This window comes from Corynebacterium uterequi (assembly GCF_001021065.1).
GTDB classification, from domain to species: domain Bacteria; phylum Actinomycetota; class Actinomycetes; order Mycobacteriales; family Mycobacteriaceae; genus Corynebacterium; species Corynebacterium uterequi.
The window spans coordinates 2,382,389-2,408,460 of sequence record NZ_CP011546.1 but is presented as its reverse complement, the minus strand read 5'-3'; the positions used below and the strand labels follow the sequence as shown (position 1 = coordinate 2,408,460).

Annotated in this window: 23 protein-coding genes; 7 read left to right on the top strand and 16 right to left on the bottom strand. The window is 68.6% G+C overall.

The features are described from left to right. Positions 1-57 precede the first annotated feature (57 nt). The 4 genes from CUTER_RS10885 to CUTER_RS11470 all read right to left on the bottom strand — a co-directional run bounded on the left by CUTER_RS10885 (position 58) and on the right by CUTER_RS11470 (position 8,008). The gene (locus tag CUTER_RS10885; protein WP_047260439.1) at positions 58-660 is read right to left on the bottom strand and encodes an RNA polymerase sigma factor; all 603 of its coding nucleotides are present in this window, start codon (positions 658-660) and stop codon (positions 58-60) included. A gap of 127 nt (positions 661-787) precedes the next feature. Beyond that, positions 788-4,666: a murein biosynthesis integral membrane protein MurJ gene (gene murJ, locus CUTER_RS10880; RefSeq protein WP_047260438.1), complete on the bottom strand. Its 3,879-nt coding sequence runs from the start codon at positions 4,664-4,666 to the stop codon at positions 788-790. Continuing rightward, positions 4,659-7,151 (bottom strand): hypothetical protein, encoded by a 2,493-nt coding sequence (locus CUTER_RS10875; RefSeq protein ID WP_144412323.1) that lies wholly within the window; start codon positions 7,149-7,151, stop codon positions 4,659-4,661. Before CUTER_RS10875 ends, murJ begins: the two co-directional genes overlap by 8 nt. Beyond that, positions 7,148-8,008, bottom strand: coding sequence for an NUDIX hydrolase (locus CUTER_RS11470; protein ID WP_082121371.1), 861 nt, complete (start codon positions 8,006-8,008; stop codon positions 7,148-7,150). The genes CUTER_RS10875 and CUTER_RS11470 overlap by 4 nt, the downstream gene beginning before the upstream one ends. 62 nt (positions 8,009-8,070) lie before the next feature. Between CUTER_RS11470 and CUTER_RS10865 the strand changes: the two genes are divergently transcribed. From CUTER_RS10865 to CUTER_RS10850, 4 genes are read left to right on the top strand one after another with little or no spacing between them, the layout of a single operon-like run. Further along, complete coding sequence (locus CUTER_RS10865; protein WP_047260795.1) at positions 8,071-9,552, top strand: CCA tRNA nucleotidyltransferase; 1,482 nt, start codon at positions 8,071-8,073, stop codon at positions 9,550-9,552. A 31-nt stretch (positions 9,553-9,583) separates the two neighbouring features. Beyond that, positions 9,584-10,189 (top strand): YqgE/AlgH family protein, encoded by a 606-nt coding sequence (locus CUTER_RS10860; RefSeq protein ID WP_047260435.1) that lies wholly within the window; start codon positions 9,584-9,586, stop codon positions 10,187-10,189. After that, positions 10,189-10,935, top strand: coding sequence for an AzlC family ABC transporter permease (locus tag CUTER_RS10855; protein WP_236684725.1), 747 nt, complete (start codon positions 10,189-10,191; stop codon positions 10,933-10,935). Before CUTER_RS10860 ends, CUTER_RS10855 begins: the two co-directional genes overlap by 1 nt. Further along, entirely contained in the window at positions 10,936-11,277 is a 342-nt protein-coding gene (locus CUTER_RS10850) for a branched-chain amino acid transporter permease (protein WP_047260434.1), read from the top strand. On the opposite strand, the gene CUTER_RS10845 is transcribed toward CUTER_RS10850, so the two are convergent. Both CUTER_RS10845 and CUTER_RS10840 read right to left on the bottom strand, forming a co-directional pair. Further along, positions 11,274-11,591, bottom strand: coding sequence for a hypothetical protein (locus CUTER_RS10845; RefSeq protein WP_047260433.1), 318 nt, complete (start codon positions 11,589-11,591; stop codon positions 11,274-11,276). The genes CUTER_RS10850 and CUTER_RS10845 overlap by 4 nt on opposite strands. A gap of 139 nt (positions 11,592-11,730) precedes the next feature. Next, entirely contained in the window at positions 11,731-12,693 is a 963-nt protein-coding gene (locus tag CUTER_RS10840; RefSeq protein WP_047260432.1) for a bile acid:sodium symporter family protein, read from the bottom strand. A gap of 98 nt (positions 12,694-12,791) precedes the next feature. On the opposite strand from CUTER_RS10840, the gene CUTER_RS10835 reads away from it, so the two are divergent. Continuing rightward, on the top strand, positions 12,792-13,898 hold the full coding sequence (locus CUTER_RS10835; protein WP_047260431.1) for an NADH:flavin oxidoreductase/NADH oxidase: 1,107 nt from the start codon (positions 12,792-12,794) through the stop codon (positions 13,896-13,898). Between the two features lie 6 nt (positions 13,899-13,904). Here CUTER_RS10835 and CUTER_RS10830 read toward each other — a convergent pair whose 3' ends face one another. The 8 genes from CUTER_RS10830 to CUTER_RS10795 all read right to left on the bottom strand — a co-directional run bounded on the left by CUTER_RS10830 (position 13,905) and on the right by CUTER_RS10795 (position 22,208). Next, complete coding sequence (locus tag CUTER_RS10830) at positions 13,905-14,285, bottom strand: Rieske (2Fe-2S) protein (RefSeq protein ID WP_047260430.1); 381 nt, start codon at positions 14,283-14,285, stop codon at positions 13,905-13,907. A gap of 149 nt (positions 14,286-14,434) precedes the next feature. Continuing rightward, positions 14,435-15,277, bottom strand: a complete 843-nt coding sequence (gene trpA, locus CUTER_RS10825) for a tryptophan synthase subunit alpha (RefSeq protein ID WP_047260429.1) — start codon at positions 15,275-15,277, stop codon at positions 14,435-14,437. Between the two features lie 3 nt (positions 15,278-15,280). Beyond that, positions 15,281-16,561, bottom strand: a complete 1,281-nt coding sequence (gene trpB, locus CUTER_RS10820) for a tryptophan synthase subunit beta (RefSeq protein WP_047260428.1) — start codon at positions 16,559-16,561, stop codon at positions 15,281-15,283. 15 nt (positions 16,562-16,576) lie between these two features. Beyond that, a complete protein-coding gene (gene trpCF / locus CUTER_RS10815) occupies positions 16,577-18,046 on the bottom strand; it encodes a bifunctional indole-3-glycerol-phosphate synthase TrpC/phosphoribosylanthranilate isomerase TrpF (protein WP_047260427.1) in 1,470 nt (489 codons plus the stop codon). Beyond that, positions 18,036-19,061 (bottom strand): anthranilate phosphoribosyltransferase, encoded by a 1,026-nt coding sequence (gene trpD / locus CUTER_RS10810; RefSeq protein ID WP_047260426.1) that lies wholly within the window; start codon positions 19,059-19,061, stop codon positions 18,036-18,038. The genes trpCF and trpD overlap by 11 nt, the downstream gene beginning before the upstream one ends. Before the next feature lie 8 nt (positions 19,062-19,069). Next, a complete protein-coding gene (locus tag CUTER_RS10805; RefSeq protein WP_047260425.1) occupies positions 19,070-19,717 on the bottom strand; it encodes a glutamine amidotransferase-related protein in 648 nt (215 codons plus the stop codon). Next, positions 19,717-21,339, bottom strand: coding sequence for an anthranilate synthase component 1 (locus tag CUTER_RS10800; RefSeq protein ID WP_047260424.1), 1,623 nt, complete (start codon positions 21,337-21,339; stop codon positions 19,717-19,719). The genes CUTER_RS10805 and CUTER_RS10800 overlap by 1 nt, the downstream gene beginning before the upstream one ends. Before the next feature lie 356 nt (positions 21,340-21,695). Beyond that, the gene (locus CUTER_RS10795; RefSeq protein WP_082121369.1) at positions 21,696-22,208 is read right to left on the bottom strand and encodes an SdpI family protein; all 513 of its coding nucleotides are present in this window, start codon (positions 22,206-22,208) and stop codon (positions 21,696-21,698) included. Between the two features lie 141 nt (positions 22,209-22,349). On the opposite strand from CUTER_RS10795, the gene CUTER_RS10790 reads away from it, so the two are divergent. Further along, the gene (locus CUTER_RS10790) at positions 22,350-23,576 is read left to right on the top strand and encodes a dicarboxylate/amino acid:cation symporter (RefSeq protein ID WP_047260423.1); all 1,227 of its coding nucleotides are present in this window, start codon (positions 22,350-22,352) and stop codon (positions 23,574-23,576) included. Positions 23,577-23,734: 158 nt separating this feature from the next. Here CUTER_RS10790 and CUTER_RS11775 read toward each other — a convergent pair whose 3' ends face one another. Together CUTER_RS11775 and CUTER_RS10780 are read right to left on the bottom strand one after the other, a co-directional pair. Next, entirely contained in the window at positions 23,735-24,322 is a 588-nt protein-coding gene (locus CUTER_RS11775; protein WP_047260422.1) for a hypothetical protein, read from the bottom strand. 7 nt (positions 24,323-24,329) lie between these two features. Further along, positions 24,330-24,755 carry a YbaN family protein gene (locus CUTER_RS10780; RefSeq protein ID WP_047260421.1) on the bottom strand — a complete coding sequence of 142 codons (426 nt, stop codon included), beginning with the start codon at positions 24,753-24,755 and terminating at the stop codon, positions 24,330-24,332. 142 nt (positions 24,756-24,897) lie between these two features. Between CUTER_RS10780 and ald the strand changes: the two genes are divergently transcribed. Further along, positions 24,898-26,004 carry an alanine dehydrogenase gene (ald, locus tag CUTER_RS10775; RefSeq protein ID WP_047260420.1) on the top strand — a complete coding sequence of 369 codons (1,107 nt, stop codon included), beginning with the start codon at positions 24,898-24,900 and terminating at the stop codon, positions 26,002-26,004. Positions 26,005-26,072: the final 68 nt, after the last annotated feature.

The window sequence follows — 26,072 nt, the reverse complement described above, 5'->3', positions numbered from 1 at the left end:
CATAGTGGCATCGATGCTGATGCCCTAGTCCCCTGCCGCCCCGGACGTAGGGAGTGCTCACCCGTCGTCGGGGTAGGCAGAGCGCAGTATCTGCCGGGCGCGGGAGCGGCGCGACTTCACCGTTCCGGGCCGGGTACCCAGCCGTTGCGCCGCCTCCTCGATGGAGTACCCCTGGCCGTCGACGAGCAGCAGGGCGTCGCGCTGCTCGGGGCTGAGTTGTTTCAGTAGCGTTTCCAGGAGCAGGGCCGCGTCGGCAGCGGCGTGGGGCTCGGTGACGAGCGACGCGGGGGTGACAGCGAAGCGTTCCGCGTCGTCGAGCACCGGGGTTTCGTGGCGGCTGCGACGACGCTGGAAGTCGTAGCCCTCGTTGGCCACGATGCGGTGAAGCCAGGTGGTCAGGGCAGCCTCAGCGCGGTAGCGCGAGAGGTTCGTGGCCGCCTTGAGCCACGACTCCTGGACGATGTCCTCGACGTCGTACCGGCTATTGGCATAGCGCCAGGCGATGGATTTCAGCCGGGATCGATGCCTGGTGACGATGGTGCTGAAGGCGCGAGCGTTGCCTTCCAAATAGGTGGCGACCAGCTCGGCGTCGGTCGCTTCCTGGCCCGACGACGCGGGCCGCGTCGGCCTGTTCGGCCTTCCTGAATACGGTGATCCCACTGATGCGTTCCCCCGAAAGCTCACAGTGCTAGGGGCTCTCAGTATTCCCCAGAAAAGACGCCGACGCCCGGCGACGGTGACCATAAAACTGGGCACCATCGCCGGGCGGGGCGGGCACGAGGCTGTTCTAGGACCCGGTGTTCGCCCCCGCCTGCGGGGCCGCGACGTGGCCCACCAGTGCGATTTCGCGGATTTCCACGGCCGATCCGTTTCTGGGGGTCTCCGTGATCCAGACGATCACCCCGGCGAAGGCCTCGGTGGAGCCCTGCGGGCTGGCGACGGCGGCGTCGACCGCTTCCTTCTCCACGGAGATGGTCTGCCGGCCCGTGGTGAACTCGCCGGCGACGATCCGCGGCAGCGACGTGAGGTCCGTCACGGCGCCCGGGTCTACCCCCGGCGGGATGCCGTAGATGCTGTACCGCGCCCCCGCCGAGGGGGTGTCGATGCGGATGCGCTCCAGGTTGAGCGGCTGCGCGGCCCGCACCGCGATGCCAATCCCCGGCTTGGTGCCCAGGCCGTTCGGGTAGGCGTCGGACGCCCACGACGTCGAGTTGTCCGAATCCGCCACGAGCGGCAGGTCCTGCGGGTTGTCGGCCGCGGTGTCCTGGCCCGGGGCCTGCCACGCGGCGACTTCCGTGGGCCGGAAGACCAGCGCGACCTCCTCGGCGGGCGCCGCGGTCTGGGTGTGCGTGGACAGGTTCTCGTCGACGATCGCCGGGCCGGAGAGTACCGAGGTGACGACCGTGAGCGCGACGGCCACGAGGATGACCAGCGCGATGACCACCGAGACCAGCAGGCCGGTGCCCTTGCGGGAGTAGCCGGAGGAGCCGAAGCCGACCGCGGCGGTGGTGAGCTCCTTTGGCTCGCCGTCGCGGTGGGCGGCCTCTTGGGCGGCCATTTGCGCGACTCGGCCCATCGTCGCCCGTCGATGTGCCGCGGAGTACGCGGTGGACCCGCCGAGGGTGACCGGGGCGGCGTCGGCGGTGCGCTGCGGTTCGGCGCCGGATGCCGTCATCTCCCCCGCAGTCGAGGGTTCGCCCGCGGCCGTCTCCCCCGCGGGTGAGGTCTCACCCGCGGGTGTTTCGGCGGAGGGTTCGCTGCCGGGTTCGGCCTGCGGCGCTCCACTGGGCGCGTCACTGGGCACGCCACTGGGAGCGGGGCTCGGCGGCGTGCCGGCGTAGGTGCGCAAGGCGGCGGCGAGCTCATGCCACTGGCGCGCCTCCTCCGGGTCCGTTGCGCGTGCCGTATCCGCCGAGGTGGCGTCGGCGTCGGCGGGATCGTCGGGTTCGCTTGCCGCGCGGTGGGCGATGGCCGAGGCCTTGTCGACGAGCTCGGCGAGGCGCGGGTCGATGGGCTCCTCCCCGAGCGTCGTCGCGTCGGCGAGGAGGTGGATGGCGGAGGCGATCGACGCGGCATCCTGCCGGGCGGAGGCGCTATCGAGGATGGCCGGGAAGGCGAGCATCGCTTCGCCGGTGGTCGCGATGCGGATGCGTGCGGAGTTATCCAGCCCGAGGCGGAGCCCGGAGGCGGAGGCGTCGGCGGCGGCATCCGCCAGCGGCGCAAGCGCGGCCGCGACGGCTTGCGGGTTGAGGAGGACGTCGCTGTCGGGATCGACGGCGGTGCGTGCGACGTCGCGCAGCGAGGAGCCCTCGACCCAGTCGGCGACGATGAGGGCGCCCGTCCGATAGGACAGGATGCGCACCCCGGAAGCGACGGCCGGGAGTCCTAGTTCGCCGAGCCGGCGGGTTTCACGTGAAACGCGGGCTGCGGCCTGGGCCATCTCCGCCGGGCTCGGCGGGGCGAAGGGCGCCTTGCCGGTGGTATCGACGAAGGTGAGTGCAACGTCTTTGCCGGTGGCTGTCTCGCGGGCCTTCCAGAAGCGGGCTCCGGAGACCGAGCCGCAATCGACGAGGAGGCGGAAGCGGCCGTCGGACACCGGGGCGCCCGGGACCAACCGCGGCCCGCGCACAACGCCGGCGGACATGGGCGGTGGCGTCGGTGTGGCGGTGAAGGCGTCGAGCGCTGCCAGTTGCGCGGAGAGGTCGAGCTCGCTCGTCTCCCCCAGCTCCAGGGCAGCGCCTTCGTCGACGCGGATGAACCGTCCCACCACCGGCAGGCGGGAGAACAGCCGGCCAAGGTTGTAGACCTCGGGCAGCTTCGAGCGGGACAGCACGATACCGGTGACGATGAGGAAGACGACGCCGCACACCGCGAGCTGCGCCATCTGCAGGGCCCAGATCGGCTCGGCGAAGAGCCGAGAAAAGACCGCGTCGGAGCCCACCTTGAGCGCCAGCGCCACCCCCGCGCCGACCACGGAGGACCCGAAGGCCCACAGAGAGGTGTTCCAGACCTCGCGGGAGTTGAGCGAACCAAGCATGGCTCGCAGCAGCGACGCGCCGATGAACGCGCCGGCGACGAAACCGAAGCCGTTCGCCGCCGCGAGCAGGATGACGATGGTATCCGGCGACGTCGCCACCATCGGCGCCAGCGCCGCCAGCGCCACCTTGGTGGTGGTGATGCCGGCGATGATGTACGTCGGCGTCCACGCCTGCTCGCGGGCGTAGAAGACTCGCAAATGCAGCATGACGAGCGAGTACGGGATGAGCGTGAAGGCGCCGAAGCTCAGCGTCACACCCAGCAGGTCCGCGTTGTGGTCACTGAACTGGCCGTAGCGGAAGAGCGCATGGGAGATGCTCACACCGAAGGCGGTGAAGAACACGATGACCGGGATGAGGGCAATAAATGTCAGCTTCGTCGCCAGGGTGAGGTCGGTGACGACGGCGCGGTCGTCGCCGTTGGCGGCGTTGCGCGATAGCCGCGGCATGATCGCGGTGAGCAGGGCCACGCCGATGACGCCATAGGGCACCTGCAGCAGCAACCAGTGGTAGCTGTAGATGACGACGGAGCCCTGGGCGGCGTCGGCGGCGATGCGCGTGTTGATGACGTAGCCGAGCTGGCTGATGGCCACGTACACCACGATGGCCACCGCCATGCCGCCGAACTGCTTGAGCCGGGCGTCGATGCCCCACAGGGGGCGAAGATCGATGCCGGCGCGTCGCAGCGGCGGGATCATGATGGCGCATTGGACGACGACGCCCAGCGTGGTGCCCACGCCGAGCAGGAGCACGTAGAGATCCCAGAAGGGCGCGGCGTCGTTGGCCTCCAACTGACCGGGAAGCGCCATGTAGGCCAGCAGGACGGCGATGGCCACGATGTTGTTGGCCACCGGCGCCCACGCGCCGGGGCGGAAGATGCCCTTGGTGTTGAGGATCGCCATGAACAGCGCGAACAGGCCGTAGAAGAAGATCTGCGGCAACAAGAGGATGGCGAAGGACGTCGACATGTATTCGTTGACGTTGCCGTCCTCGGGGATCATCATCCGGGTGAGCAGCGGAGCCGTGGCGACCGCCGCGATGGAGACCACCGTCACCAAGGTGGCCGTGAGCGTGAAGAGGCGACGGATGAACGCCGCTCCCCTGTCCGGGTCCTCCTTCTCAGCGCGCACGAGAACGGGAACCACGAGGGCGGTGAGCACGGACCCCAACACGATCTCGGTGATGAGGTTGGGCAGGGTGTTGGCGATGGTGAAGGCGTCGGCCACCGCCACGCCGAGGGCGGCGCCGATGAGTGCGGTCCGGAGGAAGCCGGTGATACGGCTGAGAATGGTGGCAATCGCCATCGACCCGGTGGAACGGACGACCGACTCATTCGAGGTGGGATCGGCGTCCGCTCGCTGTGCCGTCTGGGTGGGCGAAGCGGCGGTGGCGGCGGGTGCGGCGGGTGCCGGGTCCGTGGCTGACGACTCCCCGGCAACCGCTGGGACGGGTGGAACCATGGTGGGCCCCTGCGGCCCGGTCGTTAGCGTGGATCGGTCCAGGAGCGGAGAATCCTCGCCGGTCTCGGTTGCCGTCGGTACGGGACGCGGCCGCGGGACGGGGGCCGGCTTGGAGGGGGTGACGATGCGCCGCCGCAGGCCCGCTGGTGAGGGTGTGGGTTCGTCAATCACGGTGGTCCTTGGGAGGTTGAGAGGTGGGATCCGGGGAGAATGATGGGCTCGATTCGTCTGTGTTCGGCGGGCGGGCGGCGTCGTCGGCGCGGGGACGACGCCCCCGAAGCAAGCGCTTGCCGACGACAGTGCCCAGCAGGACGAGGAGCAGCATGCCTACGACGGTGATGATGGAGCCGCTGTTGCGGGTCCGCACCTGTATATCTACCGGGGTAGATATGGCGGTGCCGTCGACGGTGGCGAGCCAGATCTTGAGATCGGTTGGTCCGGCAAGGTTGGGGATATCCGCCCGCATATCGACCGTGATAGAACTCGCGGCAGGGATGTTGATCCGGGCAGGCGTCGTCAGGGAGACGTCCGGTGGGCCGTCGAACTCGATCGTCGCCTCCACCGGTAGCGGGAGGACGTTCTCGGCGGCGATAAGCAGCGGCGAGTTCTCGGACGTCCGGGTATAGACGTTGCCTGGGGGCAAAAGCCGCACACCTTCGCGTAGCTGCTGGAGGCGCTGCGCGCTGCCGTCCAGCACCTTCGCGGCGCGCTCTACCGCCGCCGTGTGCGTGGCGACGCACCCGCGGCCCGTCGTGCTTAAGGACCGAAGCTGGTCCAGCCGCAGGGGAAGGATGTATTCGCGGCGTGTGAGGGCCAGGAGCGGGTCATCGCGGAGGATGTTCTTCAGCCCATCGGTGTACCCGGCCTGCTCCTTAACCGCCGTGATCTCCACCTTGGTGACGGCCGCCGGGTCCGGGAAGGGCGGGCCGAAAGCCGGCTCGAGCCGCAGCGCCAGGTCGTCCGAGAAGGACAGGCGGGTGGCCTGGGTGCTCGTGGGCTGGACGTACTCCGCCACGGGCAAGGCCACCGCCTCGCCGCGGTCGATCTCACGCTTGGCCGCGGCGAGGATGCGGGCGGCCGAGTTCGGATCCACCCGAGACGGCAACATCGCCAGCACTGATTCTGCGGAATCGAGGCTCATGGACAGGGCCGACGCGGCGGTGATGTCGCGGGCCACGGCCGTATCCAGTGGGAGGTAATAGCGCAGCTCGGGGTCGCTGTAGCCCACGGTCTCCGGTTCGGGGCCGCTCTGTGCCAGGGTGGTCGCCAGGGTGCCGTCGTAGCTCACGCTCACCACGCGTGGGGCGAGCTGGTGGAAACGGTCGGCGCCCTGGTCCTTCCACACGCTGTTTCCGGCCACGAGGACCTTGGAGGTGGGGTTGTCGGGGTTGTCCGGCAGCGCCAGGCGCTCAGCCGTCGATGGCGACACGTAGCCGTCCGGGGAGATGAGCGTGGTGGGAATCCCCCGGGTGCCGAGGACGGCGTTGAAGGTTTCCGGCCCGCGCCACAGGCCCTCGTGGATGAGGCTGTTATGGCCGGTTGCCCGGAGCGCGTCGAGGCTACTGTTGGCCCACGGCAAGGGGGTGACGCACCCGATCGAGCTGATGAATCGAAGGCGGTCGATCCACGTGGCGGCTGCGGCCGACCCCGTGCCCTGCTGACCGGTTGGCTCCTTATCGCTCGCCCACGTGTCGCGCAGGCGCTCGGGGCGCTGGAGATCCACCCGATCGCTGGCGACGGTGTACCCGCGCGCCATGCGGTCGACGGTGGCCACGAGCTCGGGATCCACGGCCAGGCACGTTGCCGCGTGGGGCGCGTTGGCGTCATAGGCGTCGAGAAGCCGGCTCAGCCGGCCGTCGGGTGCGAGCTGCTGGGCGAGGTTCTCCGAGGCGAGGATGAGTGGTTGGGGCGTGGGGGCTTCGCCGGTCTCCCCCGGGAGGATGTCCACGATCTCGGTGACAGGGACGATGACGCTCAAGGGGGTGGGGGTCTCGCCTGATCGTGGCTCGGCGTCGCCTTCGGTGTCGTGCTCGGCCTCCGGTGCGGTGTCGACGTGAATGATGGTGCGTTCGGTGTTGACCTCCTGGCGCAACGCCGGGTCGTCGCCGCTGGGATCGTCGTGGAGCCTGGAAGCGGCGAGCGCCAGCGGGAAGAACCCCCTATCCTCCTCGTCTGCCGATAACGTCACGGTGACATCTCTGGATTCTCCGGGTGCGAGCTCACCGACGACGAGCGGATCGCCCCACTCCGCGAACTCCAGCAGATCCCCGGACAGCAGCCGCCGCGCCGACGGCAGGTCGGACGTCGCCTCCGCACGCCAGGGTTGCAGCTCCACCCCGAAAGCCGGCTCCGGCGACGTGTTCGTCACCCGGGCGCGGACGTCGAAGCGCTCCCCCGGCGACACCGACCCGTCGTCGAGCGCCGGGATAGCCACCAGGTCCACCTGAACGACTGCCGCGCTCTCCCCCGGCCGGGACATGGGATTGACCCACGTGTCGGCCACTTCGGCGTCGCGTGGATTGCGGGCGATCGACGGGGCGTCGAGGTTCAGCGCCGCGGCCGACCCGAGGACGGTGGCAGAGCCCACCGTCGTCGCCGCGGCCGTCGCTCCGACGATTCTCCTTAACGCCCTGACCCAACCACGTGCGCGCCTCATCGCGGGGTGGCCCTCCCCTCGGCCTTTTCCTTCCGGGCCAAATCCGGCAGCCGATCGTGCGCCTTCCGCGCCAGCTTCCGCTCGTCGGCGTAGGCCAGGTGCTCGATGAGCGAACTCACGGGAATCCACGCGACCTCGGTGACCTCGGGGTCCTCGTCGTTGAATATCCCGTCGACATACCGCAGCAGGTGGTGATGGACCGTCTTGTGGATGCGCACCCCGTCGGAAACGAACCAATAATCAATCACCCCCAGGTCATCGATGACCTCGCCGTGAACGCCGGTCTCCTCCCACACCTCGCGCTCGGCGGTGCAGCGCCGGTCCTCGCCGGGCTCCACGTGGCCCTTCGGCATGGACCACAGCAGCCGGCCACGCCGGTCGAGCCGCCCGATGAGGGCGACGTAGATGCGGCTCATGTCCACGGAGCCGTCGGGCCGAACAGCCTCGGGCAACCCGGAGACGACGAGGCCACCCGCCGACGTCTCGATACTCGTCGGCATCCGCGGCGCCGAAGGCGCCGACCGCCGGGAGGTCGTGGTGGGCTTAGCCGCGCTCGGCGCCCGCCGGCTGCCGCGCCGACGAGCCCCCGAGCGGGACCGTCGCCTGCCCGAGCGGGAAGCCCCCTGGTGGGTACTGCGACCGTCGGAGCGTTCGGTGCCGCCGCCCGTGCCCGCCTGATCGCTGGCGCCGGCCTGGGCCGTCGGCGTCGAGCTGCCCGGGGCGCTGTGCCTCGAGGCGCTGTTCGTTGAGGCCGCCCCGGAGGACTCCGGCCGGGCACGCCGACGCGAGCGCCGACGTCGACGCCGGCGTGGCGAACCTGTGCCCTCGCGGGGGGCCTGGCCTTCCTTGTCAGTCATTCCTTAAATGGTATCCGCTACCGCACCATGCTGACCATTCTGCCGCGCCCCTACCCGCTAAGATATGCCGGGTGTATACCCACAACGAGCAGGCGGTCTCCCAACTACTGCGCGCCGAGCGCACCCTTAAGTCACTGGAGTCGATACTCATCGACCTAGTGCGGGCGTTCGACGACGCCGGGGAGGAGCTGTACCTCGTGGGTGGCTCCGTGCGCGACGCCCTGCTGGGCAGGCTGGGTCACGACCTCGACTTCACCACCTCCGCCCGCCCCGACGTGGTGCTGCGCATCCTCAACGACTGGGCCGAGGTGGTGTGGGACACCGGCATCGCCTTCGGCACCGTCTCCGGACAGCGCCACGGCCAGCAGGTCGAGATCACCACCTTCCGGGCCGATCAGTACGACGGCGATAGCCGCAACCCCGACGTCACCTACGGCGACACGCTCGCCGGGGACGTGGAGCGCCGCGACTTCACCGTCAACGCCATGGCGGTGCGCCTCGGCGTCGCCGACGGCTCCATGACGACGCAGTTCTGCGACCTCGTCGGCGGCTTCGAGGACCTCATGGCGGGCGTGCTCGATACCCCCGCCGCCCCGGAGAAGTCCTTCCACGACGACCCGCTGCGGATGCTGCGCGCGGCGCGCTTCGTCTCCCAGCTCGGCTTCGAGCTCGCCCCCCGTGTCCGCGACGCCATGGTGGCCATGGCCGAGGAGATCACGCGCATCACCGCAGAGCGGGTGCAGGCGGAGCTCGACAAGCTCATCGGCGGCCGCTTCGCGGTCAAGGGGGTGGAGGTCCTTGTCGACACCGGCCTCGATACCTATATCCTCCCCGAGGTCGGGGCGATGCGGATGGCCGAAGACGAACACCAGCAGCACAAGGACGTCTACCGCCACTCCCTCACCGTGCTGCAGCAGGCCATCGACCAGGAAGACGAGGACAACTCCCCGGACCTCATCCTGCGCTGGGCGGCCCTGCTCCACGACTGCGGCAAGCCGGACACCAAGGCGATCAAGCCCGACGGGGGCGTGAGCTTCCACCACCACGAGGTGGTGGGCGCGAAGAAGGTGCGCCGGCGCCTGCGGGCGCTGAAGTACCCGAAGAACGTCATCCGCGATGTCTCCCAGCTGGTCTACCTGCACATGCGCTTCTACGGCTTCGGCGAAGGCCAATGGACGGATTCCGCGGTGCGACGCTACGTCACCGACGCGGGAGACCTGCTGCCGCGGCTGGGCAAACTGGTGCGGGCCGACTGCACCACCCGCAACCAGCGCAAGGCCCGACGCCTGCAGCGCGCCTGCGATCACCTCGACGAGCGCATCGCCGAGATCGCCGCGAAGGAGGACCTCCAGCGGGTCCGCCCGGACCTGGATGGCAACGAGATCATGGAGATCCTCGGGCTCTCCCCCGGCCCAGAGGTCGGGCGGGCGTGGGCCTACCTCAAGGAGCTGCGCCTGCAACGCGGCCCGCTGGAACGTGACGAAGCCATCGAGGAACTGACGCGGTGGTGGAATGGCGAAGCTCACTCATCGCCCCTAAGGTGAACATAAGCTCAGCGGAAGGAGTCAGGGAAACGTGCACAACTACTTCGCCGATCGGTTGTTCAAGGCGCTAGAACGTGGTGAACCCGAACCCGGCCAGCTCCTCGTGGCCGCGCCGGACATTCCCGATGACCGTTTTGCCCGTGCCGTGGTGCTCATCATCGAGCACAACGAGGCAATGACGGTGGGCGTGAACCTCACTCAGCGCAGCGAGCTCGCGATCTATAACATCATGCCGGAGTGGCTGCCCGCCGTCGCCAAGCCGCAGGCGTTATACATCGGCGGCCCCGTCAACCAGCAGGCCGTCGTGGGCGTTGGTCGCACCAAGCTGGGGGTGGACATGGCTAAAGAGCCAGTACTCAACCGGCTCGCTAACCGCCTCGCGCACATCGACATGCGGGCCGACTCCGCCCACATCTCCGAGATCATGGACGGGATCCGGCTCTTCGCCGGCTACTGCGAATGGGCACCCGGGCAGCTCGACGCAGAGATCGACAACGGCGATTGGTTCGTCGTCCCGGCCCTGCCCGGCGACGTCATCATGCCGGCACGGGCCGACCTGTGGGGAGATGTGCTGCGCCGCCAACCCATGCCGCTGCCGCTGTTTTCCACCTATCCCGTCGACCCTTCGCTCAATTAGTGGCGGGCGCGACGTCGACCACGCTGCGCGAGGCCGCCCGCGGAGTGCGGGACGTGTGGGCGGTGGGACTGGGACTGATCCCCTTGGGCGTGGCCTTCGGCCTACTCGTCGTGCAGATGGGGTTCGCGTGGTGGTGGGCGCCGATCTTCTCCATCATCATCTACGCCGGATCCATGGAGTACCTGGCGCTGGGGCTGGTCACCGGTGGCGCGTCGTGGGTGACGGCGGCAGTCACCGGGCTGCTCGTCAACTTCCGCCACGTGTTCTACGGCCTGACGTACCCGCGGCACCGGATCCGGCGACGCTGGGCGCGCGCCTACGCCACGTACGCCATCACGGACGAGGTGTACGCGGTCACCGCCCGCTTCGGCGCTGACGGCCTCGACGACGACGGCCTCCCCGTCAGCTCCATGCGCCTGCTCACCATCACCGCCGTGGCGCAGGCGCTATGGGTGAGCTCCGGGATCCTCGGGGCGCTGGGAGGCTCGCTCGCGGACATCCCGTGGGCGGGGTTAGAATTCGCGCTCACGGCGCTGTTCGTGGTCCTGGCACTGGACGCCTTCCTCAGTTCGAGGGACCTGTCGCTTCCCGTGATCGCCCTCGGATGCGGGCTCTTCGCCGCCGTCGTGGCGCCCGGGCATCTGCTCATCGTTGCGTTAAGTGCCTACTTTGGGATTCACGTTCTCCGCTTCCTCAGCCCGCGGTTCGACGCCTGGCTGACCACGCCGCTGGGAGGTGGCCGCTAGATGGGCCTGCCAGAGGGAGTAACCCTGGGGATGGTCGCCGCCGTACTGCTGCCTATCTGCGTGGTGACCGTCGTGCTGCGCGCCGTGCCTTTTGAGCTACGCGGCCGGCTTGGCGCCTCCGGGTTCTTCGCGCAACTAGGGCGCTGGATGCCGGTGGGCGTGATGACGGTGCTCGTGGTCTACACCCTGGCCGGGGCGGTGGACTCCCCTGGCGGCCTCGTGCCGGGCCTGCTTGCGGCGGCCGTCACCGTGGGGGTGCACCTGTGGGCGCGTCGGGCGGCCGTGTCCATTCTGGTCGGGACGCTGACGTACATGGTCCTCGTCAACGCCGTTTTCGCCTAAGCCAGTTCGGGATACAGGGCGAGGGCCTGCTCCCACAGGGCGTCGAACTGATCCTCGGTGACGCGTTCGGCCGCCATGCCGGGGAAGGAGTCGTAGGTGTCCGGGTGCGGGACGACGTCGACCGGGACGATGGTCTCCCCCGCGGTCCGGCCTTGGGTGAAGGCGCCGACGATGGTTCCGTCGGGGGTGAGCTCCAGGAGGCGGTGCATCGTGCAGCTGCTGGCATCGCGTTCGATCAACTCGGCGACGTGGGTGGCGGCGCCGGCGCCCGGGATGGTCAGGGTCGTCTTAACGAAGAGTTTCACGTGAAACATCGTCACCCACGCGCCGGGATCAGGCAAGTGGCCCGGGGTTGGAGGCAAGCGGCCGAACTGGGAATGCGTGGCCGGGGCGGGTCGGGTGGCCGGGCCGGAGGCGCGTGGCCGGGGCGGGTCGTCTGGCCTGGGCCTGCCGCTAGGCCGCGGCCGACTGGCCGTAGCGGGCCGCCAGCCACGCGCAGATCATGAGCTGAATCTGGTGGTACACCATGAGCGGGAGAATGAGGAGGCCGAGGGAGGCGCCGCCGAAGATCACCGTCGCCATGGGTAACCCGGTGGCGAGAGATTTCTTGGAGCCGCAGAACTCGATGGCCACGGTGTCCTCTCGGTTGAAGCCCAGGCGCTGTGCAGTCCACCGAGTCAGCCACAGCATGAAGATGACGAGCACCGTCGACACGACGGTGAGCGTGAGGATCTCCCCGATGCTCACCCGGGACCACACGCCGTCGACGACGCCCGCCGAGAACGCCGAATACACCACCATGGTGATGGATCCGCGGTCGACGACCTTCGTCGCCTTGTTGGCGGCGAAGTCCTTTACCCACCGGCGTAGCAGTTGCCCGAGGACGAACGGAAGGAGAAGGAGCAGGGCGATGTCGCCGAAGACGGAGGCGTCGATGGCCACCCCGCCGCCGGTGGACATCAGGGCAAGGACGAGCAAGGGTGTGGCCACTACGCCGACGAGGGAGGACGCCGACGCGGCGACGATGGCGCCGGCGACGTTCCCCTTCGCGATGGAGGTAAAGGCGACCGAGGACTGCACCGTCGAAGGGACGAGGGCGAGGAAGAGAACTCCCCGATAGAGCTCGTCGCTAAGTATCGCGGTGATTAGTGGTCGAAGCCCGAGGACGATGAGCGGGTAGGCGGCAAAGGTAAAGGCGAGGATCGTGAGGTGGAGCCGCCAGTGCGTGAGGCCGCTGATGGCCTCCTTGGTGGAGAGTCGGGCGCCGTAGAGAAAGAACAGCGCCGCGATGGCGAGGTTCGTGGCGACGGCGAAGGCGTCGGCGAACCAGCCTCGTGCCGGCGCGATAACCGCCACGATGACGGCCGCAATAATGAGCACTATGAGTGGGTCAATCTTCCTGCGTCGTGCGAGCATGAACCACAGTCTATTCCCGGCCGTTCGGGGGTACGCTCCGGCCGATGTTTCACGTGAAACACTGGCTTGGCCCAGGCGACGTCGCTAACGTCGGTGTTATGAGCAAGCTGCACGAGGCCTACACCCTACGCGGCATGACCGCGCCTAATCGGATCTGGCTGGCGCCGATGTGCCAGTACCACTGCCGGGCCGCCGACGGCGTCGCCGAGGCGTGGCACCGGGTCCACTACGGTGCCCGGGCCATCGGGCGCTTCGGGCTCATCACCGTCGAGTCGACCGGCGTCGTCCCCGAGGGCCGGATCTCCCCCGCGTGCCTCGGCCTGTGGAATGACACACAGCGGGACGCGCTCGCCGAAATCGTCGACTTCGCGCACTCCCAGGGCAGCCGGATAAGCATCCAGCTCAACCACGCCGGGCGCAAGGCCTCCTCAGTCCCGGCCCTTCCGGGCGAGCCGCGCTACGACAGCTCCACCGTCCCCGTCGACGCCGGTGGGTGGGCCACCGTCGCACCCTCCCCCATCGCCGCGGAAGGATACGACGAACCCCGGGAGCTCAACCGCGACGAGATCCGGGCCCTACCCGACCACTTCGCGGCGGCCGCCCGGCGCGCCGTCGAGGCCGGGTTCGACGCGGTGGAAATCCACGCCGCCCACGGGTACCTGCTGCACCAATTCCTCTCCCCGCTGTCGAACACCCGCACCGACTCCTGGGGTGGGTCCTTCGACAATCGCACGCGACTCATCCGGCTCGTGGTCACGGCTGTCCGCGCCGCCGTCGGTGAAGACATTCCCGTCCTCGTGCGCCTGTCGGCCACGGACTGGGTGGATGACCGTCCGTCGTGGGATCTCGACCAGACGATCGCGCTCGCCCGGCTCGTGCGAGACGCCGGCGCCGACCTCATCTCCGTCTCCAGTGGCGGTCTAGTGCCGGCCGAGGTACCCGCGGGGCCGAACTACCAGGTGGGCTTCGCCGACGCCGTTCGTCGGCAGGCCGGAGTACCCACCTCCGCGGCCGGGTTTATCACCTCCCCGCAGCAGGCGGAGGCCATCCTCGTCGAGGGTCGGGCCGACGCCATCCTCATCGGCCGGGAGGCGCTGAGGGATCCACACTGGCCGCTGCGAGCCGCGCACGAGCTGGGACTAGGAAGGCGAAAGATCGACTACCCCGGTTCCTACGTGCGAGGGGCGTGGTTCGACCCCCACTAGCAACGCCTATAGCGTGGCGGTGACGACGTCGCCTGTCACGGTGGTCTCCGCGGGGGTCAACGGATCCCGGGCGAGGCCCTCCAGGACGGCGCCGTCGGCGAGGGCAAAGACCGAGTCGTGATTGGAACACGACACGGTATCGCCGTTGATGCCGTCGATCTGCGCGTTCTGATGCGGGCACGTGCGCGAGTAGGCGACGAAGGTGCCGGCGGTGGGCTGGGCGATGATGAAGTCGTCGACGAAGATGGCGGAGCCGACGGGAACCTCGGCCGCCGCGACCTCCGCCGTGGGTGCCTCACCACAGGCGGCGAGAAAGGCCCCCGCCACCGTGGTGGCGGAGCCGAGCAGGAAGAGGCGGCGGGAACAGGTGGGCATCTCAATGGTCATGCCTATGAGTATGCCTGAGCAGCCAGTCCCCCGGGCCGGCTGGCGGGCGCCGGCTGGGGGTGTCCGGCTGGCGGCGTCCGGCTGGGGGCCGGCTCCCGTCACGGCTCCCTCGGGGCGGCTCCCTGTCACGGCTACCGCGGGGTGTGGACCTAGCGGATGGTCGCGGCCTTCATGTCTGCTACGAAGGCGCGCAGCTGAGCCTTGAGCGCCGCCATGTCCGTGACCCGTCCGGGGTTCGGGTGCTCGCCTTCCGTGTGCGCGGAGATGATGGCGGTGATCGCCGAGCCGGTGATGGCGCCGGCCGCGCCGGCGTCGATCGCGTCACGCACGTGCTCCGGGGCGGAGATGCCGAAGCCGAGCAGCACCGGAGCGCCGTCGAAGCGGGTGACGTTGGCTACCACCTCGGACAGGCCCGTGGTCTGCGAGGAGCGTTCGGTGCCGGTCACCCCGTCGCGGGAGATGGCGTAGATGTAGCCACGAGAGCGCGTCGCCACGCCGCGCAGCGTGTCCTCGCCGGCCTGTGCCGGGGCGATGAAGATGGGATCGATGCCGGCGGCCTCGGCGGCCTCGGCGTAGACCTGGCCCTCGCGGACCGGGACGTCGGGCAGGAGGATGGAGTCCGCGCCGGCCTCGGCGAACTCCCGGTAGAACTTCTCCACCCCGCGGACGTAGGCCACGTTGGAGTAGATGAGCATCCCGATGGGCAGATCCGGGTAGGCCTGACGGATCCGGGAGATGAGTTCCAGGCAGGCGCTCACCGTCGCGCCGCCGTCAAGGGCCCGGATGTGGGAACGCTGGATGGTGGGGCCGTCGGCGATGGGGTCGCTAAAAGGCACGCCGAGCTCCAGGGCGTCGGCCCCGGCGTCGACGATGGTGGAGATGATCTCGAAGGACTCCTCCACGCTCGGGTCGGCGAGCATGACGAAGGGGACGAAGGCGCCCTCGCCGGCGGCGTCGAGCCGGGCGAAGAGGCGGCGGTAACGGTCGGACATGGTCTAGGCCTCCTCAGTCGTGGGGGTCGGCTCGGCGCCGAGGACCCAATCGGGATTCTCGTCGAGGGTGCGACGAACGTGATCGACGTCCTTGTCGCCGCGTCCGGATAGGCACACGAGGATGGTGAGGTCCTCGCCGGCGGCTTCCGCTTCCTTCGCCCGGGCAAGCGCGTAGGCGAAGGCGTGAGAGGACTCCAGGGCTGGAATGATGCCCTCGGAACGGGACAGGATCTGGAACGCGGCGAGGGCCTCGCGGTCGGTGACGGGGACGTAGTGGGCGCGTCCGGTCTGGGCCAGGTAGGCGTGCTGCGGGCCGACGGCCGGGTAGTCGAGCCCGGCGGAGATCGAGTGGGACTCGGTGACCTGGCCGTCGTCGTTGCGCATGAGGTAGCTCTTCGTGCCGTGGAGGATGCCCACCTTGCCCTCGGCGATGGCGGCGCCGTGGCGGCCGGTGGCCACCCCTTCCCCACCGGGTTCGGTGCCGACGAGTTCCACGGACTCATCGTCGATGAAGTCGGAGAAGATGCCGATGGCGTTGGAGCCGCCGCCGACGGAGGCGACGACGACGTCGGGCAGCCGGCCGGTGTGCTCCAGCATCTGCGCCTTGGATTCCTCGGCGATGACGCGGTGGAATTCGCGGACGATCGTCGGGAAGGGGTGCGGGCCGGCGGCCGTGCCGAGCAGGTAGTGGGACTCGTGGAAGGTGGCGGTCCAGTCGCGCAGGGCCTCGTTGACGGCGTCCTTGAGGGTGCCGGACCCGGCGTCGACGGACACGACCTTGGCGCCGTGCAGCTGCATCCGGTAGACGTTGGGCTGCTGCCGCGCGACGTCCTTGGCGCCCATGTAGATGACGCACTCCAGGCCGAGCAGCGCGCAGACGAGCGCGGTGGCGGTGCCGTGCTGGCCGGCGCCGGTCTCGGCGATGATGCGGGTCTTGCCCATCTTCTTCGCCAGCAGCGCCTGGCCGATGACCTGGTTGGTCTTGTGGGCGCCGCCGTGGACGAGGTCCTCGCGCTTGAGGAAGATGCGGGCGTGGGTTCCGGGCACCGCGTTGCGGACCTCGGTGACGGGGGTGGGGCGGCCGAGGTAGTCGCGCAGGAGGCGGCGGTACTCGGCCATGAAGTCGTCGTCATTCCAGGCGTCGACGAAGGCGCGCTCAAGTTCGTCGAGGGCCGGCAGGAGGGATTCGGGGACGTACTGGCCGCCGAATTCCCCGAAGTAGGCGGGCAGCAGGGTGCGGCCGCCGATGCCATCGCCCGTGGGCTGAGAGGGGGTGGGGTTCATGGTGTGTCGCTGTCCTTAGTTATAAGAGAAGGAACGGATGGTGGCGAAGGCGCGTCGCAGAGCGCCGCTGTCCTTGGCGCCGGCCCACGCGCCGGCGTCGGGGCCGTACTCGATGCCGGAGTTGAGGTCGAGGCCGAGGCATCCGACGGCGAGGGCGTCACGGGCGTTGTCCGCGCTGATCCCGCCGGCGAGCAGGCTCGCGCGGGCGACTGAGGCCGGGATGCGGGACCAGTCGAAGGGGGTGCCGGTGCCGCCGGAACCGGAATCGAGCACGAGGCGGGTGATGCCCGGCAGGGCGAGGATGTCTTCGGCGAGGGCCGCGGCGTCGGGGTTGGTCATGGAGACCGCCCGCCACAGTTCGACGGGCGCGTCGCCGGTGCCAGCCGCCGTGGTTGCCTCGGTGAGCTCGGCTCGGGCGGTGGCGATGAGCGCCGCTTCGGCCTCCAGGGATCCTTGGAAGGGGGCGTGGAGCTGGACGACAGTGACGCCGTCGAGCAGTAGCTCGGCGAAGCCTTCGGTACGCCGGGAGACGGCCACATAGTCGAGTCCGGGCTCGTGGTTGATGATTTTTTCCGCCGTTTCACGTGAAACATTGCGCGGCGAGGCCTCCTCGAAGATGAGCCCGCCGTAGACCGCCCCGGCGGCGCGGGCGGCCTGAGCCGCCGACGGCGAGGTCAGCCCGCACACCTTGTTCGGGCCGAAGACCAGCTCCCGGGCCGCGCGGTCGACGTCCGCCTGGGAGGTCAACTGCGAACCCACGAGGAAGCCGTTGGAGTGCCCGCTCAGCTCGCGGACGGTGTGGACATCCCGGATCCCTGACTCGGAGACCACCACCACGTCGGCCGGCACCCCCTCGGTCAGCGTCCGTGAGCGAGTGAGGTCGATGCTGAGGTCGTGGAGGTTGCGGTGATTGATGCCGAGGATCCGTGCTCCCAGGCGCAGCGCCCGCTCGACCTCCTCGTGGGTGATCGCCTCGGTGAGCACGTCCATGCCCAGGCGCTGGGCCTCGTCGGACAAGGCGCGGTACTCGGCGTCGTCGAGCACCGACAGCATGAGCAAGATGGCATCGGCGCCGAAATAGCGAGCCGCGTGCACCTGGGCGACGTCGACGATGAAGTCCTTACACAGCACGGGCAGGTGCGTCGTGGACGCCACCGTGGCGAGGTGGTCGTAGTCACCGCCGAAACGATCCGGCTCGCACAGCACCGAAATCCCCGCGGCGTAGCGCGAATACACCGCCGCGATCGCGCCGGGCTCGTAGTGCTCGCGGATGAGCCCCAGCGACGGCGAGGAGGACTTGCACTCCATGATGAAGCGGTTGAGTCCCCTCCCCTGCCCGCCGCCGAGCGAGTCATATAGCGAGCGCGTTGACGCCGGCAGCGCCGCCGGGTCCACGTGGGCGATGCGCGCCCGGATCTCGGGCAGCCGGGCCCGCCGGGCCTCGACGATCCCCTCGAGGACCGTCGGCAACGCATTACTGGGCATAGTTGGTCTCCTCGTGCTTCGTGAGCCAGGCGTTGACCGTGCCGTCGTCGATGAGCGTCCGGGCGTGATCTGCGCCGGCCTTGTAGGAATCCGCGATCCCATAGAGGTGGAACATCGCGCCCGACGTGGCGATGATGGCGTCCCGGTGGGCGGGCGCACCCTCGCCGGCGAACACCGCATACAGGGCCTGGGCGTTGAACTCCGCGTCGCCGCCGAGGAGGTCCTCGAAGCTATACGTGCCCACGCCGAAGTCATCCGGGGTGAGGGTGTAGTGAGAAATCTCGCCGTCTTGAAGATCCCACACCAGAGTCGGCCCCGTCACAGACACCTCGTCGGAGCCGTCGCCGTGGACCACGAGGGCGCGCCCACGGCCCAGCTCCTTGAACACCTCCGCGATGATCGGCCCCTGCTTCGGGTTGGCGATGCCCATGATCTGAAACTCCGGGCGGCCCGGGGCGAGGATCGGCCCGAGGGTGTTAAACAGCGTCGGGAACTTCAGCGCTCGACGCACCGGCTGCACATACCCCACCGCCGGGTTGTACGCCGGGGCGAAGAGGAAGGTGAAGTTAGATGCCTCGAACTGGCGCACCGCGCGCTCCGGGTCCAGATCCAACGGAATCTTCATGGCCTCCAACACGTCCGCCGACCCCGCCTTGGAGGACACGGACCGGTTGCCGCACTTGACCATCCGGACCCCGCCCGCCGCGGCCACGAGGGAGGCGCCGGTGGTGATGTTGATCGTGTTCTTCCCGTCGCCGCCGGTGCCGGCGGTATCCATGAGGCCGGCGCCGGTGATGGGGAACGGCCGGCCCGCCTTAAGGAAGGCCCGGGCCGCGCCGAGGAGATCGGCCGCCGTCTCCCCGCGGGTCTTCACCGCGGTGAGCAGCGCGGCGATGTGAACCTCGTCGTAATCGCCGACGGTGAGCGGAGTGAACGCCTCGATGCACTCGGCGACGGTGGGGGCCTTGTTGTCGATGAAGTTGGTGAGGATACGCAGTGAATCAGTGCTAGTCATGTCGTGAATTACCTTTCGGAAGAAGCGGTCTGGGCGTGAAGCAGCCCATCGATGCACCGCAGCAGCATCGTCGGGCCGGCTGGGGTCAAGATGGATTCGGGGTGGAACTGCAGGCCGAGGGCCATATTGTCCGGGGTGTGCGCGGCCATGACCACGTCGCCGATCAACGTCGGCGTCGTCGCCAACGCCACGAGCCCCTCCGGCGTCTCATTGCACCCCAGCGAGTGATAGCGGGCCACCGGCACCGCCCGGCCCGGCGTCGACGGGTCCGTGGGATCCGAGTCCACCGCCAACCCCGCAAACACGGGATGGCGGGTGCCGGCGTCCGTCAACCGCATGGGCACCGACGTGCCGTGCTCCGGGCCGCAGGGCACCACCGCGCCGCCGAAATGATCGAGCAGCGCCTGGAAACCGAGGCAGATCCCCAGGATCGGAATCCGCCCGAGCGCGGCGTCGACGAGCTCCATCATCGTCCCGGCGTCCCGCGGGTGCGACGGGCCCGGCGACAAGATGATGAGGTCCGGGGCGGCGGCGAGCACCGTCGGCACGTCGACGGTGTTGCGGTAGACGATGAGCTCATGCCCGGTTGCCCCGGCGGCGTCGACGAGGTTATAGACGAAGCTATCGCGATTGTCGATGAGCACGATGCGAGCCATTAGCGCACCACCTCCAGGTCAGCGTCGGCGGCCGCGGCGATGGCCTGAAGCACCGCGTAGGCCTTGTGTAGGGTTTCGTCGGCCTCGCCCTGGGGGTGCGAATCCCGCACCACGCCGGCGCCGGCCTGCACCGCGGCCACCCCGTTAGTGACAAACGCCGAACGAATAACAATGCAGTTGTCCATGGTGCCGTCGCCGCGCAGGTAGCCGATCGCGCCGCCGTAGGAACCGCGCCGGGTGCCCTCCACCCCGCGCAGCAACTCCACGGCCTTGAGCTTCGGGGCGCCGGTGAGCGTGCCCATGTTCATACACGCCCGGTAAGCGTCAAGGGCGTCCAAGTCCTCCGCCAGCTCCGCGGTCACCCGCGACACCAGGTGCATGACGCGGGAATAGCGGTCCACCTGCAGCAGGGTCGCCACGCGCCGAGTGCCCGGCGTGGCCACCCGGGCCAGGTCGTTGCGGGCGAGATCCACGAGCATCGTGTGCTCGGCAATCTCCTTGGCGTCGGTGCGCAACTCCAGCTCCATGCGGATGTCGAGCTCGTCGTTGATGCTGCCGTCCGGGTTCATCCCTCGCGGCCGGGTACCGGCGATGGGGTATAGCTCGATCTGGCGGCTGCGCGGGTCCACCTTGAGGTTGGACTCCGGCGACGCCCCGAACAGCTCGTACACGGTGCCGGCGCGGTCCATGCCGCGGGCATAAAACATGTAAGGGCTGGGGTTCGACGCCCGCAGCTGCCGGTACGCGGCGAACGCATCCCGGCACTCCACCGTGAACGTCCGGGCCGGCACCACCTGGTAGATGTCCCCGGCGTGGATGTTGCCTTTCAGGGCGTTGACCTGATCCCGGAAGCACTCGTCCGGGATATCAGCCGTCACCTTGAGCCGGGTGCTCCCCTCCCCCGCCGGCTTTGGCGCGGTGGCGTCCGCGTTGGTTGTGGCGTCCGTGTCTGTGTCTGTGTCTGTGTCCGGCGCGGCGTCGATGGCGTCGGCCAGCTCATCCAGCCGAGCCTCCAGGCCCGCGAGGTCCCCGAGCACGTCGACGCCCACCACGTGCGCGCTGCCCTGCTGGTGGTTGATGAACAACACCGTCTCCGCGAGGAGGAATTGGTAATCCGGGTAGGTGTTGACCCCCTCGGTCACCTCGGGAAGCTGCTCGAAGGTGCCCAGGTAATCGAAGGCAAACCCGCCGGCGAGGAGCGGCAGCTCGGAGTCGGGGTCCCGGTAGCCGGCGTCGCGGGTCACGGCACGCAGCACCTCCGCGGTGGAGGTGGCGGCGAGGCGCTCGCGCTCGTCCGCGGCCGTCGACATGGGGAAGACAAACGTCGTCGCATCCGTCGCGTAGCGCTCCAACTTCTCGTGCAACCGCCGGGCGATGACCTCCCCCGAGGCCGTGAGCGGCTCGACGCTCACCGTGTCGCCATTGCACGTGATGCGCAGCGACGACGCCAGCACCGCCACCGAATTCAGGCCCGACTTGGTCGTAATATCCGCAGACTCGAACAGGATCGTGTCGAGGCGCCGGGTCCCGCCGAGCGCGGCGAAGAGAACGGAGGCGTCGGCGTGGTAGCGCACGTCTCGCCGGGCGACGACGGGCGCGAACGTCGCAGTAGTCTCGCTCATCCGGCCCCACCCATCGGGGCTTGCGTGGTGAACATCTCACTACCTTTCTGGGTCTGGTGTTAAGAACTTACGAAGGCCTAGGGGCCGTCCTCCCCTTGTGTAGTTCCGAAGCACCTGTGCCGGGTAGTGATCCCGATGCGGGCGAAAAATTAGGCCCGCGGTGCTTCCTCCTGGTGGGGAGTAAAGCCGGCGGGCCTGCATTCGCTGGGTTGTGCTGACAACGCTTCTTGTACGAGGTGGGCACGCCGTTTAGGGGCGCCACCACCAGTTCCGGTTCAACGTTGACAATCTCACGGTATGAAGCTTAATCCCGCACTGTGGTTTGGGCAACACGACAGCGGAGTTGGGGTGAAGGCTTAAGGGATGCGCGGTGCGTCGGTGCTGGCGTCGGTGCTGGCGTCGGCGCGGCCATCCCCCTGCCCGTCGGCCTGCCCGTCCGCGCGGGTGGCTGCGGTGCGCAGGGCCGAAAGGTCCACCGTCGGAGCCGGCTGTTCGACGCTGGCGTCGTCGTCCTCAGCCTCCCGGGCGGCGTCAAGCACTGCCGCGGTCCGGGCGCCGACGTTGGCCCCCGCCCCCACCGCCCCCACCGCGACGACCACCATCACCGCCGGCAGCAGCCACAGCCAACCAGTCGCCACGAAAGACACCAAAGAGGCGAAGAGCAGCGTGACCCCGCCCAGAACCCAAAACAGCCCCGCGATGTGGTGCGCGGCCTCCCACACTTCCCGGGACTTGCGGACTTCCGCGACGCGGAGGCCGAAAACGTTGTTGCCCGGAAGCTTCCGGGCGGCCGCCAGCAACCCGACGACCATCACAATCAGCGCCAGGACACCGAGCAGGGAACCAATCACGAGACCAGGGGTGTTCATGTCCCGTATCTTACGACGGGCGGTTACTAGGAAAACCACAGGTGGCCAGGTAACTTAAGCCAGGTAACTATCCGCTCCTAGGTATTTGGCCGACGGGATCCGCCTCCGCACCGGTCATCCCTAGATCAAGAAAGCCCACTTATGAAGATATCTGGATTCTTCCGATCGCTGCTCGGAAAGATCATCATCGCGATCATCCTGGGCATCGCAGCCAGCTTTGTCTTCCCGGACTGGCTGGCCCGGATTTTCGTCACCTTCAATAGCCTCTTCGGCAACTTCCTCAACTTCTTCGTCCCGGTCCTCATCTTCGCCCTCATTACCCCGGCCATCGCCGGCCTCGGCCGCGGCGCGGGCAAGTGGCTCGCCATCACCACCGGCATCGCCTACGGATCGGCCATGATCGCAGGGCTTATCGCCTACGCGGTGGCGCTCAACCTCTTCCCGCTGTTCATCGGCGACGACGGCGTCAACGAAGTAGCCGAAATCTCCGAGGGCAACCTGGAGGCCTACTTCTCCGTGGAGATGCCGCCGCCCTTCGAGGTCATGACGGCCCTCATGCTCGCCTTCGCCATCGGGCTGGCCATGACGGTGGTCAAGTCTGACTCCCTCTACGTCGCCTCCCGCGAGCTCGAGGGTGTCATCATGAAGGTCATCGAATCCTTCGTCATCCCCCTGCTGCCGGTGTTCATCTTCGGCATGTTCCTGTCCCTGGGCAAGAACGGCAACCTCGTTGACACCCTTGTCACCTTCAGCCAGGTCTTGCTGGTGGCCGTGGTCCTCACCATCATCTACCTGCTCGTGCAGTACCTCATCGCCGGCGCGATGGTGGGTAAGAACCCGCTCAGCGCCCTGCGCGCCATGGCACCGGCCTACTTCACGGCGCTTGGCACCTCCTCCTCCGCCGCGACCATCCCGGTGACGCTCAAGTGCGCGATGAACAACGGCGTGCGCAAGGACATCGGCGGCTTCGTCGTTCCGCTGTGCGCCACCATTCACCTGTCGGGCTCGATGATTAAGATCGTCCTCTTCTCCTTCGCCATCATCATGATGTCCGGCATGGAGGTCAGCTTCGGCCTGGCCATCGGCTACATCCTCATGCTCGGCGTGACGATGATCGCCGCCCCGGGCGTGCCCGGCGGCGCCATCATGGCGGCCTCCGGCCTGCTCGCGTCCATGCTGGGGTTCGACGAATCCATGGTCGCCCTCATGATCGCGGCCTACATCGCCATCGACTCCTTCGGTACCGCCGCCAACGTCACCGGCGACGGCGCCATCGCCATGATTATCAACAAGTACGCCCAGGACATCGGCACCCGCGGCGACGACGCTACCGCTGCCGACGCGCTCAGCGAAGACGCGACCGTGTAGCTGGTACGTGCGGCGCTTTGCGCTGCTCGGGGGGCGCGCATCGCGGAGGCGATGCGCGGAGATGCGCGGGGGCGATGCGCGGGGCGCCGATGCGCGGGGACCGAAAAAGCGCGCATCGCGGGGGCGGCGATGCGCGGGGGCCGCGATGCGCGGGGGCGCTAAAAGAGCTCGTCGGCCGAGCAGATCTCCAAGTGGATCGCATCCGGTAGCGGGCCCAGCTTTGCCACCGAGTCTGCGTCGTAGCAGGGCCCGTAGAGGCCCTCGACGGTCTCCCCGGCCGGAGTCAGTTCTGTCCAGTGGCTGCCGTCCCAATAGGGGTAAATGCCATAGTCGGTGTGGGCCTGGCCAATGGCTGCCCACGTTCCGTCGCAGTAAATGACGGTGTCGAAAGGTGCCTCTGGGTGGGTATCAGCTTTGATGTCAGTCAGCGCGCAGCTGCCGCTCGTCGCAGCGAGCGGTGCGTCGTTCGCCGAGGTAGGCGCCGTCGGCTGAGCCGTGGCGGGGATAGTGCGGCGGCTCGACGACGTCGTCGCGGCAGACGTGCTCGCCGTGGTCGTTTCCCTGCTCGTCTTCGTCGTACTTTCCCGCGGCCGGGCGACGGTGCTCGTGACCGTGGACGTCGCTGCCGCTGTCGGGGAGCCGGTGCCGCCGCTGCCCGCGCTGGTGTCGCCGATGGTGCAGGCGCACAGCCCATAACCGCTGGCAATGGTTATGAGGGACGCGGCAAGCGCTCGGCGGACAGTCATGCGTCAATCATGGCCCGGCGGGGTGGTTGGCGCCACCCGGGCTGCTAGCGGCGTCGTGCTGCGGGACCGGCGCGGCGTGCGGCCGTGGCGAAAGCCGCACGATATGAATGGTGACCCCCATCGCGATAAGCGGCAAGATTACCCACGTCACCGTCTTGCCGATCAACACGCACGACAGGAGGATGCCGCACCACATCAGCGCCAAGGTCCCGGCCTTGTCCCGCGGTGACATCGAGTGGTTGTAGTAGTTGGTGATGTACGGCCCGAGGACGCGGTTGCGTAGGAGAAGGTCGTTGAACCTGGTAGAGCTGCGCGCGAAGCAGAAGACCGCTAGCAGGAGAAACGGCGTGGTGGGCAGGACAGGCAGCACCACTCCGACGGCCCCAAGGCCGGTAGCGAGCATCCCCACGACGATGAGCAGCGGCTTAAGCATGGTGACCAGCCTACCGCCCAGGGGTGGGTAGGTAAGGCTTAGATAATCCTCAGCTGGTTGTGCGAGAAACGGCGTAGCGCCCGACGCGTCCGGGCCTACACTCGGGGAAAACGACTCACCATCTCACCCCGGGAGGTTTCACATGCTTATCGGCTGCCCTAAGGAAATCAAGGATCACGAGAAACGCGTCGCCCTCACCCCGGCCGGCGCCGCCGAGTTCATCGCCCGGGGCCACGACGTCGTCGTGGAGGAATCCGCCGGCCTCGGGTCCGGCTTCGCCGACGACGCCTACGTTGCCGTCGGCGCCCGGATCGTCGACGCCGCGACGGCCTGGTCGGCCGATCTGGTGCTCAAGGTCAAGGAACCGCAACCGCCGGAGTTCGCCCTCATGCGCCCCGGCCAGGTGCTGTTCACCTACCTCCACCTCGCCGCCGCGCCGTCGGTGGCCCAGGCGCTCAAGGACAACCGAGTGACTGCTATCGCCTACGAAAACGTCACCGCCGAGCACGGCCTGCCGCTGCTGGCGCCGATGAGTGAAGTGGCAGGAAAGTTGGCCACCCAGGTCGCGGCGTACCACCTCATGCACCAGGAGGGCGGTAAGGGGCTGCTCATGGGTGGGGTGACCGGCACCGCCCCGGCGAAGGTCGTGGTGGTCGGCGGCGGCGTCGCCGGAGAGAATGCCGCCGAGGCCGCACTGGGCCTCGGAGCGGAGACCCACGTCTTCGACATCTCCGTGCCCCGCCTGCGGGAGCTCGTCGCTCGCTTCGGCCCGCGGGTGCGCACGCACCTGTCCACCCAGGTGGAACTCGCCGAGGAGCTGCGCGACGCCGACGTCGTCATCGGCACCGTCCTCATCCCTGGCGACGCCGCCCCGAAGCTCGTCACCCACGAGATGGTGGAGGACATGCGGGAAGGCTCGGTGCTGGTGGATGTGGCCATCGACCAGGGCGGGTGCTTCGAGGATTCCCACCCCACCACCCATACCGACCCCACCTTTGAGGTGTCCGGGTGCACGTTCTACTGCGTGGCCAACATGCCCGGCTCGGTGCCGAACACCGCCACCGTCGCCCTGACCAACGCCACCCTCCCCTACGCGCTGCGGCTCGCCGACGGCTGGCGCGACGCCCTCGCCGCCGACGAGCACCTCGCCCACGGACTCAACACCCACGACGGGCGGATCGTCCACCCGGTCATCGCCGGCCATCTCGGGGAGGAGCCGATGCCCCTCGACGAGGCTCTGCGCGGCTAGGCGCGACCCCGGTGACACCGTTCGGGAGCGACGGTGTTTCGGTACCTCAATTGGTATTTTCCGCAATG

Excerpts from the sequence above, each read along its gene's own strand:
- CUTER_RS10790 (WP_047260423.1), top strand. The coding sequence starts at position 22,350 with ATGAAGATATCTGGATTCTTCCGATCGCTGCTCGGAAAGATCATCATC.
- CUTER_RS11470 (WP_082121371.1), bottom strand. The coding sequence starts at position 8,008 with ATGACTGACAAGGAAGGCCAGGCCCCCCGCGAGGGCACAGGTTCGCCA.
- trpB (WP_047260428.1), bottom strand. The coding sequence starts at position 16,561 with ATGAACCCCACCCCCTCTCAGCCCACGGGCGATGGCATCGGCGGCCGC.
- CUTER_RS10850 (WP_047260434.1), top strand. The coding sequence starts at position 10,936 with ATGGGCCTGCCAGAGGGAGTAACCCTGGGGATGGTCGCCGCCGTACTG.
- CUTER_RS10840 (WP_047260432.1), bottom strand. The coding sequence starts at position 12,693 with ATGCTCGCACGACGCAGGAAGATTGACCCACTCATAGTGCTCATTATT.
- CUTER_RS10795 (WP_082121369.1), bottom strand. The coding sequence starts at position 22,208 with ATGAACACCCCTGGTCTCGTGATTGGTTCCCTGCTCGGTGTCCTGGCG.
- ald (WP_047260420.1), top strand. The coding sequence starts at position 24,898 with ATGCTTATCGGCTGCCCTAAGGAAATCAAGGATCACGAGAAACGCGTC.
- CUTER_RS10780 (WP_047260421.1), bottom strand. The coding sequence starts at position 24,755 with ATGCTTAAGCCGCTGCTCATCGTCGTGGGGATGCTCGCTACCGGCCTT.
- CUTER_RS11775 (WP_047260422.1), bottom strand. The coding sequence starts at position 24,322 with ATGACTGTCCGCCGAGCGCTTGCCGCGTCCCTCATAACCATTGCCAGC.
- CUTER_RS10875 (WP_144412323.1), bottom strand. The coding sequence starts at position 7,151 with ATGAGGCGCGCACGTGGTTGGGTCAGGGCGTTAAGGAGAATCGTCGGA.
- CUTER_RS10835 (WP_047260431.1), top strand. The coding sequence starts at position 12,792 with ATGAGCAAGCTGCACGAGGCCTACACCCTACGCGGCATGACCGCGCCT.
- CUTER_RS10805 (WP_047260425.1), bottom strand. The coding sequence starts at position 19,717 with ATGGCTCGCATCGTGCTCATCGACAATCGCGATAGCTTCGTCTATAAC.
- CUTER_RS10845 (WP_047260433.1), bottom strand. The coding sequence starts at position 11,591 with ATGTTTCACGTGAAACTCTTCGTTAAGACGACCCTGACCATCCCGGGC.
- trpCF (WP_047260427.1), bottom strand. The coding sequence starts at position 18,046 with ATGCCCAGTAATGCGTTGCCGACGGTCCTCGAGGGGATCGTCGAGGCC.
- trpA (WP_047260429.1), bottom strand. The coding sequence starts at position 15,277 with ATGTCCGACCGTTACCGCCGCCTCTTCGCCCGGCTCGACGCCGCCGGC.
- trpD (WP_047260426.1), bottom strand. The coding sequence starts at position 19,061 with ATGACTAGCACTGATTCACTGCGTATCCTCACCAACTTCATCGACAAC.
- CUTER_RS10800 (WP_047260424.1), bottom strand. The coding sequence starts at position 21,339 with ATGAGCGAGACTACTGCGACGTTCGCGCCCGTCGTCGCCCGGCGAGAC.
- CUTER_RS10830 (WP_047260430.1), bottom strand. The coding sequence starts at position 14,285 with ATGACCATTGAGATGCCCACCTGTTCCCGCCGCCTCTTCCTGCTCGGC.